Origin of the sequence: Rubrivivax sp. A210 (assembly GCF_904426505.1) — a bacterium.
GTDB lineage: Bacteria > Pseudomonadota > Gammaproteobacteria > Burkholderiales > Burkholderiaceae_C > Rubrivivax.
On record NZ_CAJGBN010000034.1, the window covers coordinates 234,683 to 250,572 of the forward strand.

Below are 15,890 nucleotides of genomic sequence, written 5' to 3' on the forward strand. Positions count from 1 at the left end.
CCGGCTTGTCAACCGGCTGGTTGGCGATCAGAAGAACAGGATGCCGCCCAGCGCCACGCCGTTCATGTCGGCCTTGGCGCCGGCTGCGCTCTTGGAGTCGGTGCGGCTGATCTCGGCCACCAGCGTCACGCTCTTGGTCAGCGCGTAGTAGGCGCCGGCCGTGGTGTTGGTGTTGCTCTTGAGTGCGCTGCCGACGCTGTCCTTCAGGCGCGTGCTGCCGTAGCTCAGGCCCATCTTGAGCTTGGGCGCCACCGCGTAGGTGGCCTGCAGCAGGTAGGCGGTCTGCTTCTGGTCGCCGTTGTCGCCGTCGGCCAGCACGCCCAGGCCATTGCCGCTCTGGAAATTGCCCAGCAGCGACAGGCCGCCCACCGCGTAGCTGCCGCCGATCTCGACGCCTTTCATCGTGAAGTCGGCCGCCGGTGCCGTGCCCTTGAACGGCTGGCTCTTCATCGCCACCCAGGCCTTGCCGGCGCCGAGGTCCAGCGTCGCCTTGAGCTGGATCTGCGGCTGGCGGCCGGCCGTGTAGGCGGCAGTGGCGAAGGCGTTGACCGGGCTCATGACCGCGGCCGTGAAACCGAAGGCCCCGGCCGCCGGCATGCTGTAGGCCAGCTGGCCATAGTGGCCAAGGTAGCTGTAGCCGGCACCGATGTGGCCCAGCGTCACGCGGTTGGCCTGGGTGCCGTTGACCGGCGCGCCGGCGCCCAGCAGCGTCATGTCGGAGAGGATGGCGCTGGCGCCGAAGAGGCCGTAGTCGCGGCCGATCTTGAGCGTGCCGGCGGCGGCCGTGCCTATCGTGAAGAAGCCCTGGCGCACGTCGACGTTGTTGTTGTTGCTGATCGAATCCGACGACGACACGGCGGCGCCGATCATCAGCGTGGCGCCGATGTCCACGCCATCCTGCTTGCCCTTGACGCTGGTGATCAGCGCGTTGGGCAGCAGGCCATTGCCCACCACGGTGCGGCCCGAGGCGCTGCCGCAGCCCAGGGACTGGCTCGCCAGCGCCAGCCCGGTGACGGCCTGGCTGCCGCCGCAGCTGGTGCTGGTGTAGTAGGCGTTGATGATGCCGCCGACCGAGAGATCCCAGTCGCCGGCCTTGAAGTCGGCGGCTTGGGCCGCACCGCCGCCCAGGGCGGTGGCGCAGAAGAGGGGGGCGAGCAGGGCACGCTTGGCTGCGGTCATGGAAGGTCTCCGTCGTGTGGGTTTGTAGGGGGCGACTGCGCCGGCCTGGGCCGTCGCAGCCGGGGCCCCTATCGCAATGGACATGCCACTAGGGGCCACAGGGGAATATTCGTGCGACGGCGGCACAGCGCTGCGCCGCCGCGGCGCAAGCAGTGCGGGGCGGCGGCGGCGGATCAGGGTGGATGCCGAGGGGAAAGCCCGAGTAGGGACGGCGAGCGTTGGGCGAGGGCGTCACAGCCGCCGCGACTGCGTTGCGCCGCGCCGGAGCGCCCGTGGCGCAGGCGGCGCAGCACCACCGCGGCGCCGCCGCGGGTCTACCCTTGGAGGCGTCGGCGCGAGGTCAATCGCCGACGAGCGGCAGCGGCGCCAATGCTTCGGCAGGGCGCGTGGGCGCCTACTCGTCGATCAAGGCCGGATCCCATGCGTGGACGATCTGCCGCTGCTGGCCCAGTTTCTCGATGCCCAGGCTCATCACATCGCCCGGCTTCAGGAACACCGGCGCCGGCTTGATGCCCATGCCCACGCCGGGGGGCGTGCCGGTGGTGATGAGGTCGCCCGGCTCCAGCGTCATGAAGCGGCTGAGGTAGCTCACGATCTGAGCCACGCCGAAGATCATCGTGCGCGTGCTGCCCGATTGGTAGCGCACGCCGTTCACCTCCAGCCAAAGGGCCAGATCCTGCGGGTCGCCCACCTCGTCGGCCGTCACCAGCCAGGGCCCGGTGGGGCCGAAGGTGTCGCAGCCCTTGCCCTTGTCCCACTGCCCGCCACGTTCGAGCTGGAATTCGCGCTCCGACACATCGTTGACGACGCAGTAGCCCGCCACATGGGCCAGCGCATCCGCCTCGCTGACATAGCGGGCGCGGCTGCCGATGACGAAGCCGAGCTCGACCTCCCAGTCGCTCTTGACCGAGCCCTGGGGCAGCACCACCGCGTGGTTGGCGCCCACGGCGCAGCCCGGCGTCTTCATGAAGACGATGGGCTCCTTGGGGATGGGCATGTTGGCCTCGGCCGCGTGGTCGGCGTAGTTCAGGCCGATGGCGATGAACTTGCCCAGGCCCGTCCAGGGCACCTGCAGCGCGTCCTGGCGCACCAGCGGCAGCGCCTGCACGTCCAGCGCGCGCAGCGCGGCCAGGCCGGCCGGCGACAGCGTCGAGGCGCTGATGTCCTCGAGCAACGGCGAGAGATCGCGCACCTGGCCGCTGCCGTCGAGCAGGCCGGGCTTGATGCGGCCCCGGGGGCCGTGGCGGAGCAGCTTCATGGGAAGAACCTTTGCTGGGAGAAGGTCGGTCGGCTGACTTCAGCCACGCCCGACGAAGGGCATGCGGGTCGCCATCACCGTCATGAACAGCACGTTGGCAGAGAGCGGCAGGCGGGCCATGGCCATGAAGGTGTCGACCACGGCCTGCATGTCCATGCGTGCCTCGGGCCGCACGCTGCCGTCGGCCTGGGGCACGCCCCGCGCCATCTTCTCGGTCATGTCGCTGGCGACATTGCCGATGTCGATCTGGCCCACCGCGATGTCAAAGGGCCGGCCGTCCAGCGCGGCGGCGCGCGTGAGGCCGGTGATGGCGTGCTTGGTGGCGGTATAGGCCATCGAGCCCGGCCGCGGTGCATGGGCCGAGATCGAGCCGTTATTGATGATGCGGCCGCCGCCGGGCTGCTGGGCGCGCATCAGGCGGAACGCACCGGACAGACAGAAAAAGGCGCCGTTGAGGTTGATGTCGACGGCCTGGCGCCAGGCGGCGGCACTGTACTCGTCGGGCAGGGTATTGGGCAGCGAGACGCCGGCGTTGTTGAACAGCAGGTCGAGCCGGCCGCAGCGCTCGCGCACGTTCTCGAACAGCGCCGCCACCGCGTGCTCGTCGGAGACGTCGCAGGGCAGGGCGATGCCGCGTGCGCCGTCGGCGCCTGCTGCGGCGATGGCCTCTTTCAGCGCCTGGGCGCGGCGGCCGACGAAGACGACCTGCCAGCCCTCTTTCAGCAGGGCGGTGGCACAGGCGCGGCCGATGCCGCTGCCGGCGCCGGTGACGAGGGCGGTTCGGAGTGTGGAGGTGCTCATGCAGATATTGTGGCGCTGGCCCGCGTCTTCTTCAGTGGTTGTCCTTGGGCACGGTAGACCCGCGCTTGCCGCGCAGGAAGTCGAGGTCGGCGCCCTCGTCGGCCTGCAGCACATGGTCGATGTAGAGCTTCCAGTAGCCGCTCGTCATGGCCGGCGGCGGCGCCTGCCAGGCGGCGCGGCGGCGCTCGAGTTCGGCCTCGTCCACATGCAGGTGCAGGCGGCGGCCGGCCACGTCCAGCGTGATCAGGTCGCCGTTCTGCACCAGGGCCAGCGGGCCGCCGGCCGCAGCCTCGGGTGCGGTGTGCAGCACCACGGTGCCGTAGGCCGTGCCGCTCATGCGGGCATCGCTGATGCGCACCATGTCGGTCACGCCCTGGCGCAGCACCTTGGGCGGCAGCGGCATGTTGCCGACCTCGGCCATGCCAGGGTAGCCCTTGGGACCGCAGTTCTTGAGCACCAGCACGCAAGTCGCATCGACATCCAGGTTCTCGTCGTCGATGCGGCGGTGGAAGTCGTCGCTGTCCTCGAAGACGACGGCGCGGCCCGTGTGCTGCATCAGCGCCGGTGTCGCCGCGCTGGGCTTGATGACGGCGCCGCGCGGCGCCAGGTTGCCGCGCAGCACGGCGATGCCGGCCCGGGCCTTGAAGGGCTCGGCCATCGTCTTGATGACGCGCGGATCGAAGTTCTCGGCCGCGGCGACGTTCTCGCCGACGGTGCGGCCATTGGCCGTGACCGCGCCCAGGTGCAGCACCGGGGCGATGGCCTTCATCACCGCGGGCAGGCCACCGGCGTAGCAGAAGTCTTCCATCAGGTGCTCGCCGCTGGGCTGCAGGTTGACCAGGCAGGGCAGCTCACTCGCCAGGCGATCAAAGTCGTCGATGGAAAGTGGCAGGCCCAGGCGGCCGGCGATGGCAATCAGGTGAATGACGGCATTGGTGCTGCCGCCGATGGCCGCCAGCGTGCGGATGGCGTTCTCGAAGGCCTCGCGCGTGAGGATGGACGAGAGCTTCTGGTCGGTATGCACCATCTCCACCGCACGGCGGCCGGCCTGGCGCGCGATGACGTTGCGGCGGCCATCCACCGCCGGGTAGGCGGCATTGCCGGGCAGGCCCACGCCCAACGCTTCGACCATGCAGGCCATGGTGCTGGCCGTGCCCATGGTCATGCAGTGGCCGTGGCTGCGGTGCATGCAGCTCTCGGCCTCGAAGAAATCGGCCAGCTTGAGCGTGCCGGCGCGCACCTGCTCGCTCATCTGCCACAGGCCCGTGCCCGAGCCCAGTTCCTGGCCACGCCACTTGCCGTTGAGCATGGGGCCGCCGCTCACGCCGATGGTGGGCAGGTCGACACTGGCCGCACCCATCAGCAGCGAGGGCGTGGTCTTGTCGCAGCCCATGAGCAGCACCACGCCGTCGATGGGGTTGCCGCGAATGCTTTCCTCGACGTCCATGCTGGCGAGGTTGCGGTAGAGCATGGCGGTCGGGCGCAGCAGGGTCTCGCCCAGGCTCATCACCGGAAACTCGAGCGGAAATCCGCCGGCCTCGAGCACGCCCATCTTCACCTGCTCGGCCAAGGTGCGGAAATGGCTGTTGCAGGGTGTGAGTTCGCTGTAGGTGTTGCAGATGCCGATCACCGGGCGGCCGTCGAACTGGTCGTGCGGCACGCCCTTGCCCTTGACCCAGCTGCGGTAGGCGAAGCCGTCGCGGTCTTGCCGGCCGAACCATTGCTGGCTGCGCAGATCCTGCGGCTTCTTGCGGGGCGTGTCGGTCATGGGGCGAGCCTGGGAGGATGAAGGATTTCCCGGTGGCGCCGCCGGGTCGGCCGCGCATAGTATGGTATGACGATTGAGACCCGCAGCCGTGCAAGCCCTAAGGAGCCAGCGCCTTGGTCCACCCGCTTCCGAGTTCGAGTACGAGGCTGCAGCCATGGGCCTGAATGGCCACGCCACGCCAGCGCTGCCGCTGCACATCGTCGTGATGGGCCCCAGCGGCAGCGGCAAGAGCACCATAGGCCGGCTGCTTGCCATCCGCCTGGGCCTGCGCTTCGTCGACTGCGACGACATGCCGCCCGCCACCGATGGTGCCGCCCGCCTCGAGGCCCTGGCGGCCGAGCTCGATGGGGGCGGTGCCGTGCTCGGCTGCACGGCCCTGAAGCGCCGCGACCGCGACCGCCTGCGCCGCGCCGCGCCAGGGCTGCGCCTGGTACACCTGCATGGCGACGCCGCCTGCCTGGCCGAGCGTGCGCGCCACCGCGACAGCCCCGGCCTGGCGGCGGCCGAGCTGCCGCGCCAGCTCGAGGCCTTCGAGCTGCCGCAGGCCGACGAGCACGCGCTGGTGGTGCAGGTGGCGCGCACGCCCGAGCTCATCGTGGGCGAGGTGCTGCGCCGTCTGGGCGTGTTCGATACTTGAGGCGGGCGCATCTGCGCCCTCAGCACAGGACGAGCCCATGGAGTTCACCAAGGTCGTGCTCTATACCGCCGACGACGGCCGCGCGAGCTTTCGCGAAGAGTGCGTGCCGCTCACCGAGGGCAAGCCGCAGGCCCGTTTGTCCCCGCTGGCCGCGAGCGGCGGCTACCAGCTCCGCATGAGCCCGGTGGGCTTTCGCAGCGAATTCCATTGCACCGAGGTGCCGCAATGGGTGTTCATCCTGGGCGGCCAGATGGAGATCGGCCTGCAGGGCGGTGGCTCGCGCGTTTTCGGCGCCGGCCAGCACTTCTACTCGGCCGATCTGCTGCCGGCCGGCGCCGCCTTCGACCCCGCGGTACACGGCCACTGGAGCCGGCAGGTGGGCGATGAGCCCCTGATCACGCTCTTCGTGCGCGGATGACGGCCAGGAACGTCCTCGGCCAGACGCTGGACCGGCTGGGCGAGGCCATCGTCGACGGCCGCTATCCCGCCGGCCTGGCGATACCGCCCGAGCCGCTGCTGGGCGGGGAACTGGGCGTGAGCCGCACCGTGGTGCGCGAGGCCGTCAAGTCGCTGGCGGCCAAGGGCCTGCTCGTCACCGGCCCCAAACTGGGCACGCGCGTGCTGCCCGAGGCGCACTGGAACTGGTTCGACGCCGACGTGGTGCGCTGGAAATCGCGCAAGGGCTTGTCGCGCGAGTTCCTGCGCGACCTGCAGGAGCTGCGCCGCGTCGTCGAGCCGGCCGGCGCGCGCCTGGCGGCCGAGCGCGCCACGCCGGCCGACCTGGCCGAGATCGAGGCCGCCTGGGACGGCATGCGCCAGGCCATCACGCAGGGCGGCGACTATGTCGCCCACGACCTGCGCTTCCACCAGGGCCTGCTGCGAGCCAGCCACAACCGCATGCTGGTGCAGATGGGCCAGGCTCTGGGCGCGCTGCTGCGCACCAGCTTCGAGATCTCGACCCGGCGCGCCGATGCGCCGGCCTCGTCGCTGCCACTGCACCGCGCCGTGCTCGATGCGGTGCGGGCCGGCAAGCCGGCGGCGGCCGAACGCGCCTGCCTGGTGCTGATCGCCGGTGCCCAGGCCGACATCGAGGCCGTGCTGGCCTCGCCGCGGCGCCGCCTGCCTTCGCTGCAGGCGCCGGCGGCGCGGCTGAAGGCACGGCCTAAGGCGAGGATCGAGCGGGCTTGAAGCCCTTGGCCCAGGCGTCCACCGCCTTGGCGTCGGGCGTGCCGGTCACCACGATGGGCGGCGCGCCGGTGGCCGAGAGAAAGACGACGTAGGGCACGACGCCGCGCCAGCTGGGGTCGACGCCGTGGCGCAGCGCCGGCGCCTGGCCGTCGAAGGCGAAAAGGCGGCTCACGTTCTGGTAGTGCTTGTCGTGCAACAAGGCCTCGTCCTGCTCGCCCGGCGCGACGTCGGTGACCACCGCCATCAGCGTGGCGTCGAGCTTGCGCTGGCGCAGCTGCGCGGCGAGATCGTTGATGACGCCCGGGCAGTTGGGGCACCAGGTGGCCGAGAACACCACCACCGCCGGCTTGGCGAGCCCGGACTTCAAGCCACGCCAGGTGTCGCGGTCGAAGGCCTCGACGCTGCGGCCGCCCGCGGCCAGGGCCGCTGTGCAGGCGAGGGTGGCAATCAAGGCCGTGAACTTACGGGACCAGGCGTTCAACGCGGACTCCTTGTGTGGTGCGCCAGAGCGCGAGGATCTGCGGGCCGCGCCGGGCTAGCAGCGGGTGGTCGTTGTCGTCGCTGCTGCGGCCCAGCTCGCGCAGCGCAAAGCTGCGGCCGTCGTCCTGCGAAACCCAGGCGCGCCAGCGCGTGGCCTGGCCGTCGAAGCTGCGCCAGCTGATGGCCACCACATTGCCGGCACTGGCCACCGCCGCGTGCTCGGCGCTCTCGTCGGGCAGCGGCCTCACCTCGCCGCGCGGCGTGCCGTCGCCCGCCAGCTGGCCGTAGCGCACGGCTGCCTGGCCGTCGCGGATGCCGAACCACACGGCGTGGTAGCCGCCGCCAGCGGCCGGGGTGAGGCCGGGGCCATGGTGGGGGCAGGCGTCGATGGCCCAGTGGTCCAGCGTGGCGCGCACCGGCTCGGCCCGCGGCGGTGCGCTGAGGACGGCAAAGCCGTGGTCACGCTCGTTGGGGGCGTAGACGTGGCGCCAAAGGGCAGCCAACGAGCCCTCGGGCGTGGGCGCCAGCGCGATGCGGCAGCACTCGCAGCTGTGGTCGGCGAGCTTGATGTCGGGGCCGAAGGTCTGGCCGCCATCGCGCGATTCATTGCGGTAGATGGCGGCGCCGCGGTAGTCGACCTTGGGCTTGTGGCGATGGCCGGCGCCGGAGGCCGCCGAGGCCGCCGGGGCGGCGGGCGCTGCCCTTGCCGCGGCCTCGATGCGCGCCTCGAGGTCGCGCTTGTCTATCCACACCGTGTGCAGCGTGCCCTGGGCGTCGAAGCCCACCGACTCGAAGCGGTGGGTAATGATCTGCGGGTCGCGGTGCACCGTGAACGGCGCCGAGAAGCTGCGTCCGCCGTCGTCGGAGCGCAGCATTCGGATGCGCCCGGTGTACGGTTTGGCCAGCGGCTCGGTGTAGGCGATGACGACGCGGCCCTGCGGCCCGAAGGCCAGCTTGGGCCGGTTCTCGCCGTCGGCGACGATGGTGTCGCTGCCAGTGTCCAGCCGCCGCGGGGGGGACCAACTGCGGCCCTCGTCGGCGCTGGTCTGGACGAAGAGGTGCTTGTGCTCGTCCAGCGCCGCGATCCAGAGTTCGCCGCCGGGGGCGAAGGCGGCTCCCATGGCCAGCGGGGGCGGGCGCTTTTTCGCCGCGCCGGGCGCCTGGTGCTGGGCCTGTGCAACTGGCAGGGCCAGCGCCAGGGAGCAGGCTGCGAACAGAGCGCCGAACTGCCTTCGCGAGAGGGTCTTCATGGCGGGCCTTCCGTTCACAGGTCGTACTTCAGTCCCGCGAACCAGGTGCGCTGCGGGTAGGGGTTGGGGTTGACGTAGTAGCGGTAGTTGCCGATGTTGTTGATGCCCAGCGAGGCGCTCCATTGCGGCGTGATGCGGTACAGCGCCTTGGCGTCGAAGACGCGGTAGCTGCTGACGGCGCCATAGACATTGGGGTTGGGGTCGTTGTACCGCCCGGTGGTGGTGTTGAGCAACTGCGCGTGCTGGCGGCCGCTGTAGCGGAAGCTGGCGCTCAGGCTGAGGGCTTCGCTGGCGTGCCAGGTGCCGACCAGGGTGGCGCGCCAGTCGGGAATGCGCGGCTGCCGGCTGCCTTCGAGCGCCGGGTTGCGGCTGTCGCGCACGATCTGGGAGTGCGTGTAGGTGACGCTGCCATCGAGGTCGAAGCCGCGCCGCACCACATCGCGCAGGTTCCAGGCCAGTTCGATGCCGTCGGTGCGCACCTTGTCGACGTTCTGGATGCTGCTGATGTTGGGCGTGACCGTGGTGTCGGTCTGCGAGATCAGTGCGTCGCGCTTGTCCTCGTGGAACAGCGAGGCGCGCAGCAGGCTGCGCCCCAACTCCTGCTTGGCCACCAGTTCCCAGGACACCACCTGCTCGGGTTTGAGATGGGGGTCGTTGGTGCGGATGCCGCCGGGGCCGTTGAAGGTCTGGAACATCTCGTTCACGGTCGGGTAGCGCACGCCCTTGCCCACCGAGGCGGTCAGCGCCAGACCTTCCTGCGCCTGCCATCCCAGGTGCAGTTTGGGCGAGAAATCGCTCTGCTCGCGATCGCCGTAGACCAGGTTCTTGGGGTTGGGCGCGGCGTTGGCGGCATTGAAGTTGCTGCCGCCGAAGGCCTTCCAGGATTCGAAGCGTCCGCCCGCCACCAGGGTCCAGTCGGGGGCGAACTTCCACTCGTCCTGCAGGTACAGCGCCTGGGTCTGCGTCTTGCCGTAGGAGTTGGTGTTGAGTGTGCCGCCGTCGCCTGCCAGCCAGTCGCTCACGACCGTGGTCACCGAGGCCAGCTCGTAGCGGTCGTGGTGCAGGCCGAAGCTGATGCGGTGCGCACCGGCGATGCCGCCTTCGCTGCCCTGCCACTGGCCGCGCAGGTCGAGGTTGCTCCAGCCCGTGCCATCGGCCAGGGTCAGCTGGCCGCCGGGGTGCAACTCGGCCAGTCCGGTGTCATAGCCGTTGGCGGGCGTGGCGCTGCGCGTGACGTCCTTCTTCTGGTCGTAGAGGCTTGCGATCAGGTCCCAGTCCCAGGCGCCGTGCTTGGCCCTGAGCGAAAGGCCGTGCATCCAGTGCTCGCTCTCGCTGCGGCTGGGTGCGGCGGCCGAGACGGTGTAGTCCTGGCCATCGATGCGCACGAACTTGAAGGGATTGGCCAGGCTGGCGCCAGCGTTGAAAACCGTGCGCCCGCTGGCGTCGCGCAGATAGCTGTCGACCGTGGTGTCGGACTTGTTCTGCCACAGGCCCAGCGTGTAGCTGGCGCTGAGACCTGGCCTGGGGCGCCAGGCCAGCTTGAGCTTGGTCAGGTCCTGCGCCGTGTGGTCGATGCCGGTTGAACTGACCATGATGCGCGGCCGGCCTGCGGTGTCGATGTCGCGGTAGACCTGCGAGCCGCTGACGTCGGTGAACGTGCCTGCGGCGGCCGGGGCGCCGGTCTTGGCCGTGGTGTTGCCGAAGGTCTGCGGATGACCGCGGTTGTCCAGGTGGTCCAGCGAGACCCAGTAGGCGAAATCTCCCACCGCATCGCCCAGCGAGGCGCTGGCGTGGTTGCCCTCGAAGCTGGCGTTGCTGCCGTACTCCTGGAAGCGCTGGCCGAAGGCGTCCAGGCGCACATGGGCCTCGAACTTTTGCGGCAGGCGCGTGGTCATGTAGACCACGCCGCCGGCCGAATTGCCGGGGTAGAGCGCCGAGAAGGGGCCGTAGATGGTGTCGATCCGCTCGATCTCCTCGGGCGCCACCAGGCCCCAGCGCGGCGCGGTGCTGAAGCTGTTGGCGAGGAAGTTGGACAGCAGCAGGCCATCGGCATAGACCGTGGTCTGAGCGCTGGCGATGGAACTGTTGACGCGCATCACCAGCACGCCGTTGCGGTCGCCGATGTAGCGCTCGCGCACATGCATGCTGGGCAGGTACTGCAGCGCACCGGCCGTGGTGACGGTGTTGATGCTTTTCTCGATCTGGGTGGCGGTCAGCGATTCGACCGTGGCCGCCACGGGCGCCAGTGCGGCGGGCAGGCGGCTCTCGCGCTGGCCGGTGACGACGACGACGCCGTCGATGGCCTGGATGTCGGCATCGGCCTCGGCGGCCAGGAGGGCGGGGCTGGCGCCTGCACACAGGCAGGCCAGGGCCACGGCGCTGAGCCGGGCAGGAATGGGGGCGGACATGAGTGAACTTCCTTCGATGACGGCACGCGCTATCGCGTGCCGCCGCCCCTTTTGCGCGGAGCAAGGGGCGGCACTGACCAGGGCGGGGCCGCAGGCACTGGGCCGGCGGCGACGGGCGGGGTCAGGTCAAGGCAGGAGGGGCGCGCGGCTGGGCGCCGCGCCAGGCAAGGACGAAGCGGGGCGTGAGCGCCACCGTGGCCGGTGCCGCTTGCGTGAGGCCCTGGCCGTCGGGCAGGAGCAGGGCCGTGGGCGGGGGCGCGGGGCTGTCGCCGCGCACCATGCACAAGGGGCAGTGATCGAGCACGCCGGCGGCGGTCTGGGCGGGCGTGGCCTGCCCGTCGCCCATGGCCTCGGGTGCCATCAGGCAGTGCAGGCCTGCCATGCCCCCATCGCCGCCCGCAAAGGCGATTGCGCGCGAGAGGCCCGGCGCCAACGTCGCCAGCACCAGGATGACCAGGGTCAACCAGGTGGTGGGGATTCGATGGCGCCGCAGCCCGTGCATGGCGGCGATTCTAGGGAGCGAGGATGGACCGCCGCGCACCGCCAGCGTGAATTACTCGCCTACTGCGGGCGCGCTGTCCGGGCACCCCGCAGGCAGGGTGGGTGCGCTATTCCTTGACCGAACCGGTGAGGCCCGACACGTAGTACTCGACGAAGAACGAGTAGACGAAGGCCACCGGCAGCGAGCCCAGCAGCGCGCCGGCCATCAGCGGCCCCCAGTGGTAGACGTCGCCTTCGACCAGTTCGGTCACCACGCCCACCGGCACCGTCTTGTTCTCCGACGAGGAGATGAAGGTGAGGGCGTAGATGAACTCGTTCCAGCTCAGCGTGAAGGCGAAGATGCCGGCGGAGATGAGCCCCGGCACGGCCAGCGGCAGCACGATCTTGACCAGGATCTGCCAGCGCGTGGCGCCATCGATCAGCGCGCATTCCTCCAGCTCGAAGGGGATGGAGCGGAAGTAGCCCATCAGCAGCCAGGTGCTGAAGGGAATGAGGAAGGTCGGGTAGGTGAGGATCAGCGCCCAGCGCGTGTCGGCCAGGCCCAGGTTGGTGACGATGGCGGCCAGCGGGATGAAGAGGATGGACGGCGGCACCAGGTAGGCCAGGAAGATGGCCAGGCCGGTCTGCTTGGCGCCGCGAAAGCGCAGCCGCTCGATGGCGTAGGCGGCCAGCACGCTGGCCACCAGCGAGGCGAAGGTGGACACCACCGACACCAGCACGGTGTTCCACAGCCATTCGGGGTAGGCGGTGTCGAAGAGCAGCTTCTTGAAGTGGGCCAGCGTCGGCTCGATCACCCAGAAGGGATTGCCGTCGCGCGACAGCAGTTCCTTGTCGGGCTTCACCGAGGTGATGACCATCCAGTAGAAGGGGAAGAGCAGCACGAACAGGAAGACGGCCAGCGGCACATAGGTGGTGACGATCTTGCGCCGCCGCGTCTCCAGGAAGCCCATGCCCTGGCTGCCGTCGTCCTTGCTGGAGGCGCTGGCGCTCATTCGTCCTTGCCTCCCTGTTGCCAGGCGCGGCGCTGCAGGCCGAAGAAGCTGAACATGATGGCCGCCAGCAGGAAGGGCACCATGGCGATGGCGATGGCCGCGCCCTCGCCGAGCGCGCCGCCGTTGATGGCGCGCTGGAAGCTCAGCGTGGCCATCAAGTGCGTGGCATTGAGCGGCCCGCCGCGCGTGAGCACGTAGATGAGCTGGAAATCGGTGAAGGTGAAGAGCACCGAGAACGTCATCACCACCGCGATGATGGGCGTCAGCAGCGGCAGGGTGACGTGGCGGAACTGCTGCCAGGGCGTGGCGCCGTCGATGGCCGAGGCCTCGTAGAACGAGGGCGAGATGGTCTGCAGCCCGGCCAGCAGCGTGATGGCGACGAAAGGCACGCCGCGCCAGACATTGGCGAAGATGGTGGCCAGGCGGGCGTTCCAGGGGTCGCCCAGGAAATCGATGTAGGTGTCGATGAGGCCCATTTTCACCAGCATCCAGGAGACGATGGAGAACTGCGAGTCGTAGATCCACCAGAAGGCAATGGCCGAGAGCGCCGTCGGCACGATGTAGGGCAGCAGGATGACGGCGCGGAAGAAGGTCTTGAAGCGCAGGTTGCGGTTGAGCAGCAGGGCCAGCCAGAGGCCGAGGCCGAACTTCAGCACGCTCGCCACCGTGGTGTAGAAAAGCGTGTTGAACAGCGCCAACCGCGTGACGCTGTCGCCCATCAGGAAGGCGTAGTTGTCCAGCCCCACCCATTCGCCGGCGCGGCCCAGGCGCGCATCGGTGAAGCCCAGCCAGGTGCCCAGGCCCAGCGGGTAGGTCAGGAAGAGCAGCAGGAAGGCCGCCGCCGGCAGCATGAAGAGCAGCCCGAGCGCGTTCTTGTTGTTCTGCAGCTTTTCAAGCATGGGGTTGGCGGCTGTTCATCGAAGGGGCGCCGCGGCACCGGCTTGCACCGGGCCGGCAGCGCCGCGGGGGCTCAGACCTTGTAGTAGCGCTCGGCCCGCTTCTGCGCGCGTTCCATCGCTTCCTTGGGCGACTTGGAACCGCTCACCGCCTCGGCCACCATGTTGACCATGATGAAGTCGGCCGCCGCGCCCGCCGAGGCATAGCCCAGCTTGCCGGCATAGCCGGCCGGCCGCATGCTCTTGACGCCGTCGCGGTAGGGCGTGTGCTTGGGGTCGACGGTCCAGATCGGCGCGCTCTCGTAGGCGCGCAGCGGCTGGGCGATGTAGCCGCCGGCGCCGGTGAGCCAGGGCTCGAACTGTTCCTTCTCCATCATGAAGCGCAGGAACTCTTTCGCCGCCTGCGGGTACTTGGTGTACTTCATCACCATCTGGTTGAAGAACAGGTGCGATTCGGTCGGCGCGCCCACCGGCCCCACCGGGAAGGCGGCGTGGCCGATGTCAGCAGCCAGCGCATTGACCTTCTCGTCCTTGGAGTTCTTGGCCGCGTAGTAGATGCTGATGCCGTTGTTGGTGACGCTCACCTGGCCGTCGAGGAAGGCCTTGTTGTTGTTCGGGTCCAGCCAGCTCAGCGTGCCGGGCACGAAGTTGGCGTAGAGCTCGCGGCCGTATTCCAGCGCCCGCAGCGTCTCGATGCTGTCGATGACGACGCGGTTGTTGCGGTCGACCAGCATGCCGCCGTGCGACCACACCAGCCAGTTGCACCACAGGCCGTCGCCGGTGGCGTTGCCCAACGCCATGCCGCCGGGCGTGCCCTTGTCCTTGAGCGCCTTCATCAGGGCGAGGAAGCCGGTCGTGTCTTTCGGGAAGGCGTCGAAGCCAGCGGCCTTGATGTGGCTCTGGCGGTAGACCATGTAGGAGCCGGCGGCGCCCAGGCCCAGGCCCAGCCACTTCTTGCCGTCAGGCTTGAGGTAGGCCTCCACCGCCGGGTACCAGCCGCCGTACTTCTTGCCCAGGTACTCGGCCAGGTCGGTGACGTCGAGCAGCTTCTCGGGGTAGAGGTTGGCGTCGTCGTTGGTCGACAGGATGATGTCGGGCCCGGTGCCGGTGTTGGCCGCCACCGCGGCCTTGGGGCGCACGTCTTCCCAGCCTTCGCTGTCCACGCGCACCTCGATGCCGGTTTTCTCGGTGAACTTCTTGACGTTCACCAGGTAGGCATCGATGTCGCCCTGCACGAAGCGGCTCCAGCGCAGCACGCGCAGCTTGGCGCCCTTCTCGGGCTTGAAGGCCAGGCCCTGGGCATGGACGGCCGGGGCCCAGATGGCGCCGGCCGTGCCCAGCGCCGAAGTGGCGGCCAGGCCAGCGCTGCCTTCGAGGAAGCGGCGGCGGTTGATCTCGTTCATCGATGTCTCCTTGGGTCTTCTGGTGCGGCTCACGCCGCGAGCCGCCGGCCGCTGCCGGCATCGAAAAGATGGGCCCGGCGCAGATCGGGCTGCAGCCTGATGGTGCTGCCGGGCGCGAAGGACTGGCGGTCGCGGAAGACCACGGCCAGTTCGCGGCCGGCGTGACGGCAGGCCACGAAGGTGTCGGCGCCAGTGGGCTCGACCACCGCCACCTCGGTGGCGATGCCGCCCTCGGCCGTCAGCGCCAGATGCTCGGGCCGGGTGCCGAAGACCACAGGTTGGCCGTCGGCGCCCAGGCTGTCGTGCGGCGCCGGCAGGCGCGTGCCGTCGGCGAGCTCGACCTCGGTCGCGCCGCCACGGCGGCGCAGCGTGCCGGGCAGGAAGTTCATCGCCGGCGAGCCGATGAAGCCGGCCACGAACATATTGGCCGGCGTGTCGTACAACTCGAGCGGGCTGCCTTTCTGCTCGATGCGGCCATCCTTCATGACGACGATCTGGTCGCCCATGGTCATGGCTTCGATCTGGTCGTGCGTGACGTAGATCGAGGTCGTCTTCAGGCGCTGGTGCAGCTCTTTCAGCTCGGTGCGCATGGCCACGCGCAGTTTGGCGTCGAGGTTGGACAGCGGCTCGTCGTAGAGAAAGACCTGCGGATCGCGCACGATGGCGCGGCCCATCGCGACGCGCTGGCGCTGGCCGCCCGAGAGCTGGCGCGGGTAGCGCTGCAGCAGCTCGTTCAGGCCCAGGATGGCGGCGGCGCGGCCCACCTTGGCCTCGATGGCGGCGGGGTCGAGCTTGGCCAGCATCAGCGAGAAGGCCATGTTGTCGCGCACCGTCATGTGCGGGTAGAGCGCGTAGTTCTGGAACACCATCGCGATGTCGCGCTGCTTGGGTGCCAGCTCGTTGACGCGGCGCGCGCCGATGCGCACTTCGCCGTCGCTGATCTGCTCGAGCCCGGCAATCATGCGCAGCAGCGTGCTCTTGCCGCAGCCGCTGGGGCCCACGAGCACGGTGAAGGAGCCGTCGGCGATCTCGATGTCCACGCCGTGCAGGATCTCGACCATGCCGAAGCGCTTCTTGACCTGCTGAATCGACACGCTGGCCATGCGGCTGGGCTCCCGACAGACTGGAC

At 69.6% G+C, this 15,890-nt stretch carries 15 protein-coding genes; 3 read left to right on the forward strand and 12 right to left on the reverse strand.

The window, feature by feature from the left end:
• Positions 1-27: 27 nt before the first annotated feature.
• The 4 genes from JMV16_RS17125 to JMV16_RS17140 form a co-directional block, all read right to left on the reverse strand.
• The gene (locus tag JMV16_RS17125) at positions 28-1,179 is read right to left on the reverse strand and encodes a porin (protein ID WP_201495505.1); all 1,152 of its coding nucleotides are present in this window, start codon (positions 1,177-1,179) and stop codon (positions 28-30) included.
• Between the two features lie 394 nt (positions 1,180-1,573).
• Positions 1,574-2,437, reverse strand: coding sequence for a fumarylacetoacetate hydrolase family protein (locus tag JMV16_RS17130; RefSeq protein WP_201495506.1), 864 nt, complete (start codon positions 2,435-2,437; stop codon positions 1,574-1,576).
• A 39-nt stretch (positions 2,438-2,476) separates the two neighbouring features.
• Positions 2,477-3,238 carry an SDR family oxidoreductase gene (locus JMV16_RS17135; RefSeq protein ID WP_201495507.1) on the reverse strand — a complete coding sequence of 254 codons (762 nt, stop codon included), beginning with the start codon at positions 3,236-3,238 and terminating at the stop codon, positions 2,477-2,479.
• 31 nt (positions 3,239-3,269) lie between these two features.
• Positions 3,270-5,006, reverse strand: coding sequence for an IlvD/Edd family dehydratase (locus JMV16_RS17140; protein ID WP_201495508.1), 1,737 nt, complete (start codon positions 5,004-5,006; stop codon positions 3,270-3,272).
• A 154-nt stretch (positions 5,007-5,160) separates the two neighbouring features.
• Here JMV16_RS17140 and JMV16_RS17145 point away from each other — a divergent pair, with 154 nt between their 5' ends.
• Genes JMV16_RS17145 through JMV16_RS17155 form a run of 3 tightly spaced genes read left to right on the forward strand, consistent with a single transcriptional unit; the run spans position 5,161 to position 6,831 of the window.
• Positions 5,161-5,643 carry a shikimate kinase gene (locus tag JMV16_RS17145; RefSeq protein ID WP_201495509.1) on the forward strand — a complete coding sequence of 161 codons (483 nt, stop codon included), beginning with the start codon at positions 5,161-5,163 and terminating at the stop codon, positions 5,641-5,643.
• Positions 5,644-5,680: 37 nt separating this feature from the next.
• Entirely contained in the window at positions 5,681-6,061 is a 381-nt protein-coding gene (locus JMV16_RS17150; protein WP_201495510.1) for a hypothetical protein, read from the forward strand.
• Entirely contained in the window at positions 6,058-6,831 is a 774-nt protein-coding gene (locus JMV16_RS17155; protein WP_201495511.1) for a FadR/GntR family transcriptional regulator, read from the forward strand. Before JMV16_RS17150 ends, JMV16_RS17155 begins: the two co-directional genes overlap by 4 nt.
• Here JMV16_RS17155 and JMV16_RS17160 read toward each other — a convergent pair.
• The 8 genes from JMV16_RS17160 to JMV16_RS17195 form a co-directional block, all read right to left on the reverse strand.
• A complete protein-coding gene (locus tag JMV16_RS17160) occupies positions 6,806-7,312 on the reverse strand; it encodes a hypothetical protein (RefSeq protein ID WP_201495512.1) in 507 nt (168 codons plus the stop codon). The two genes, JMV16_RS17155 and JMV16_RS17160, sit on opposite strands and share 26 nt — an antisense overlap.
• On the reverse strand, positions 7,293-8,561 hold the full coding sequence (locus JMV16_RS17165; protein WP_236580566.1) for a sialidase family protein: 1,269 nt from the start codon (positions 8,559-8,561) through the stop codon (positions 7,293-7,295). The genes JMV16_RS17160 and JMV16_RS17165 overlap by 20 nt, the downstream gene beginning before the upstream one ends.
• A gap of 14 nt (positions 8,562-8,575) precedes the next feature.
• Positions 8,576-10,969 (reverse strand): TonB-dependent receptor, encoded by a 2,394-nt coding sequence (locus tag JMV16_RS17170; protein WP_201495513.1) that lies wholly within the window; start codon positions 10,967-10,969, stop codon positions 8,576-8,578.
• 121 nt (positions 10,970-11,090) lie between these two features.
• On the reverse strand, positions 11,091-11,471 hold the full coding sequence (locus tag JMV16_RS17175; RefSeq protein ID WP_201495514.1) for a DUF2946 domain-containing protein: 381 nt from the start codon (positions 11,469-11,471) through the stop codon (positions 11,091-11,093).
• A gap of 106 nt (positions 11,472-11,577) precedes the next feature.
• Complete coding sequence (locus JMV16_RS17180) at positions 11,578-12,462, reverse strand: carbohydrate ABC transporter permease (RefSeq protein WP_236580567.1); 885 nt, start codon at positions 12,460-12,462, stop codon at positions 11,578-11,580.
• Positions 12,459-13,361 carry a carbohydrate ABC transporter permease gene (locus tag JMV16_RS17185; RefSeq protein WP_201495515.1) on the reverse strand — a complete coding sequence of 301 codons (903 nt, stop codon included), beginning with the start codon at positions 13,359-13,361 and terminating at the stop codon, positions 12,459-12,461. Before JMV16_RS17185 ends, JMV16_RS17180 begins: the two co-directional genes overlap by 4 nt.
• 71 nt (positions 13,362-13,432) lie before the next feature.
• Positions 13,433-14,761, reverse strand: coding sequence for an ABC transporter substrate-binding protein (locus JMV16_RS17190; RefSeq protein WP_201495516.1), 1,329 nt, complete (start codon positions 14,759-14,761; stop codon positions 13,433-13,435).
• Between the two features lie 29 nt (positions 14,762-14,790).
• Complete coding sequence (locus JMV16_RS17195) at positions 14,791-15,864, reverse strand: ABC transporter ATP-binding protein (protein WP_201495517.1); 1,074 nt, start codon at positions 15,862-15,864, stop codon at positions 14,791-14,793.
• Between the last annotated feature and the right edge of the window lie 26 nt (positions 15,865-15,890).

Excerpts from the sequence above, each read along its gene's own strand:
- JMV16_RS17190 (WP_201495516.1), bottom strand. The coding sequence starts at position 14,761 with ATGAACGAGATCAACCGCCGCCGCTTCCTCGAAGGCAGCGCTGGCCTG.
- JMV16_RS17195 (WP_201495517.1), bottom strand. The coding sequence starts at position 15,864 with ATGGCCAGCGTGTCGATTCAGCAGGTCAAGAAGCGCTTCGGCATGGTC.
- JMV16_RS17165 (WP_236580566.1), bottom strand. The coding sequence starts at position 8,561 with ATGAAGACCCTCTCGCGAAGGCAGTTCGGCGCTCTGTTCGCAGCCTGC.
- JMV16_RS17180 (WP_236580567.1), bottom strand. The coding sequence starts at position 12,462 with ATGAGCGCCAGCGCCTCCAGCAAGGACGACGGCAGCCAGGGCATGGGC.
- JMV16_RS17175 (WP_201495514.1), bottom strand. The coding sequence starts at position 11,471 with ATGCACGGGCTGCGGCGCCATCGAATCCCCACCACCTGGTTGACCCTG.
- JMV16_RS17145 (WP_201495509.1), top strand. The coding sequence starts at position 5,161 with ATGGGCCTGAATGGCCACGCCACGCCAGCGCTGCCGCTGCACATCGTC.
- JMV16_RS17155 (WP_201495511.1), top strand. The coding sequence starts at position 6,058 with ATGACGGCCAGGAACGTCCTCGGCCAGACGCTGGACCGGCTGGGCGAG.
- JMV16_RS17135 (WP_201495507.1), bottom strand. The coding sequence starts at position 3,238 with ATGAGCACCTCCACACTCCGAACCGCCCTCGTCACCGGCGCCGGCAGC.
- JMV16_RS17130 (WP_201495506.1), bottom strand. The coding sequence starts at position 2,437 with ATGAAGCTGCTCCGCCACGGCCCCCGGGGCCGCATCAAGCCCGGCCTG.
- JMV16_RS17140 (WP_201495508.1), bottom strand. The coding sequence starts at position 5,006 with ATGACCGACACGCCCCGCAAGAAGCCGCAGGATCTGCGCAGCCAGCAA.
- JMV16_RS17170 (WP_201495513.1), bottom strand. The coding sequence starts at position 10,969 with ATGTCCGCCCCCATTCCTGCCCGGCTCAGCGCCGTGGCCCTGGCCTGC.
- JMV16_RS17185 (WP_201495515.1), bottom strand. The coding sequence starts at position 13,361 with ATGCTTGAAAAGCTGCAGAACAACAAGAACGCGCTCGGGCTGCTCTTC.
- JMV16_RS17150 (WP_201495510.1), top strand. The coding sequence starts at position 5,681 with ATGGAGTTCACCAAGGTCGTGCTCTATACCGCCGACGACGGCCGCGCG.
- JMV16_RS17125 (WP_201495505.1), bottom strand. The coding sequence starts at position 1,179 with ATGACCGCAGCCAAGCGTGCCCTGCTCGCCCCCCTCTTCTGCGCCACC.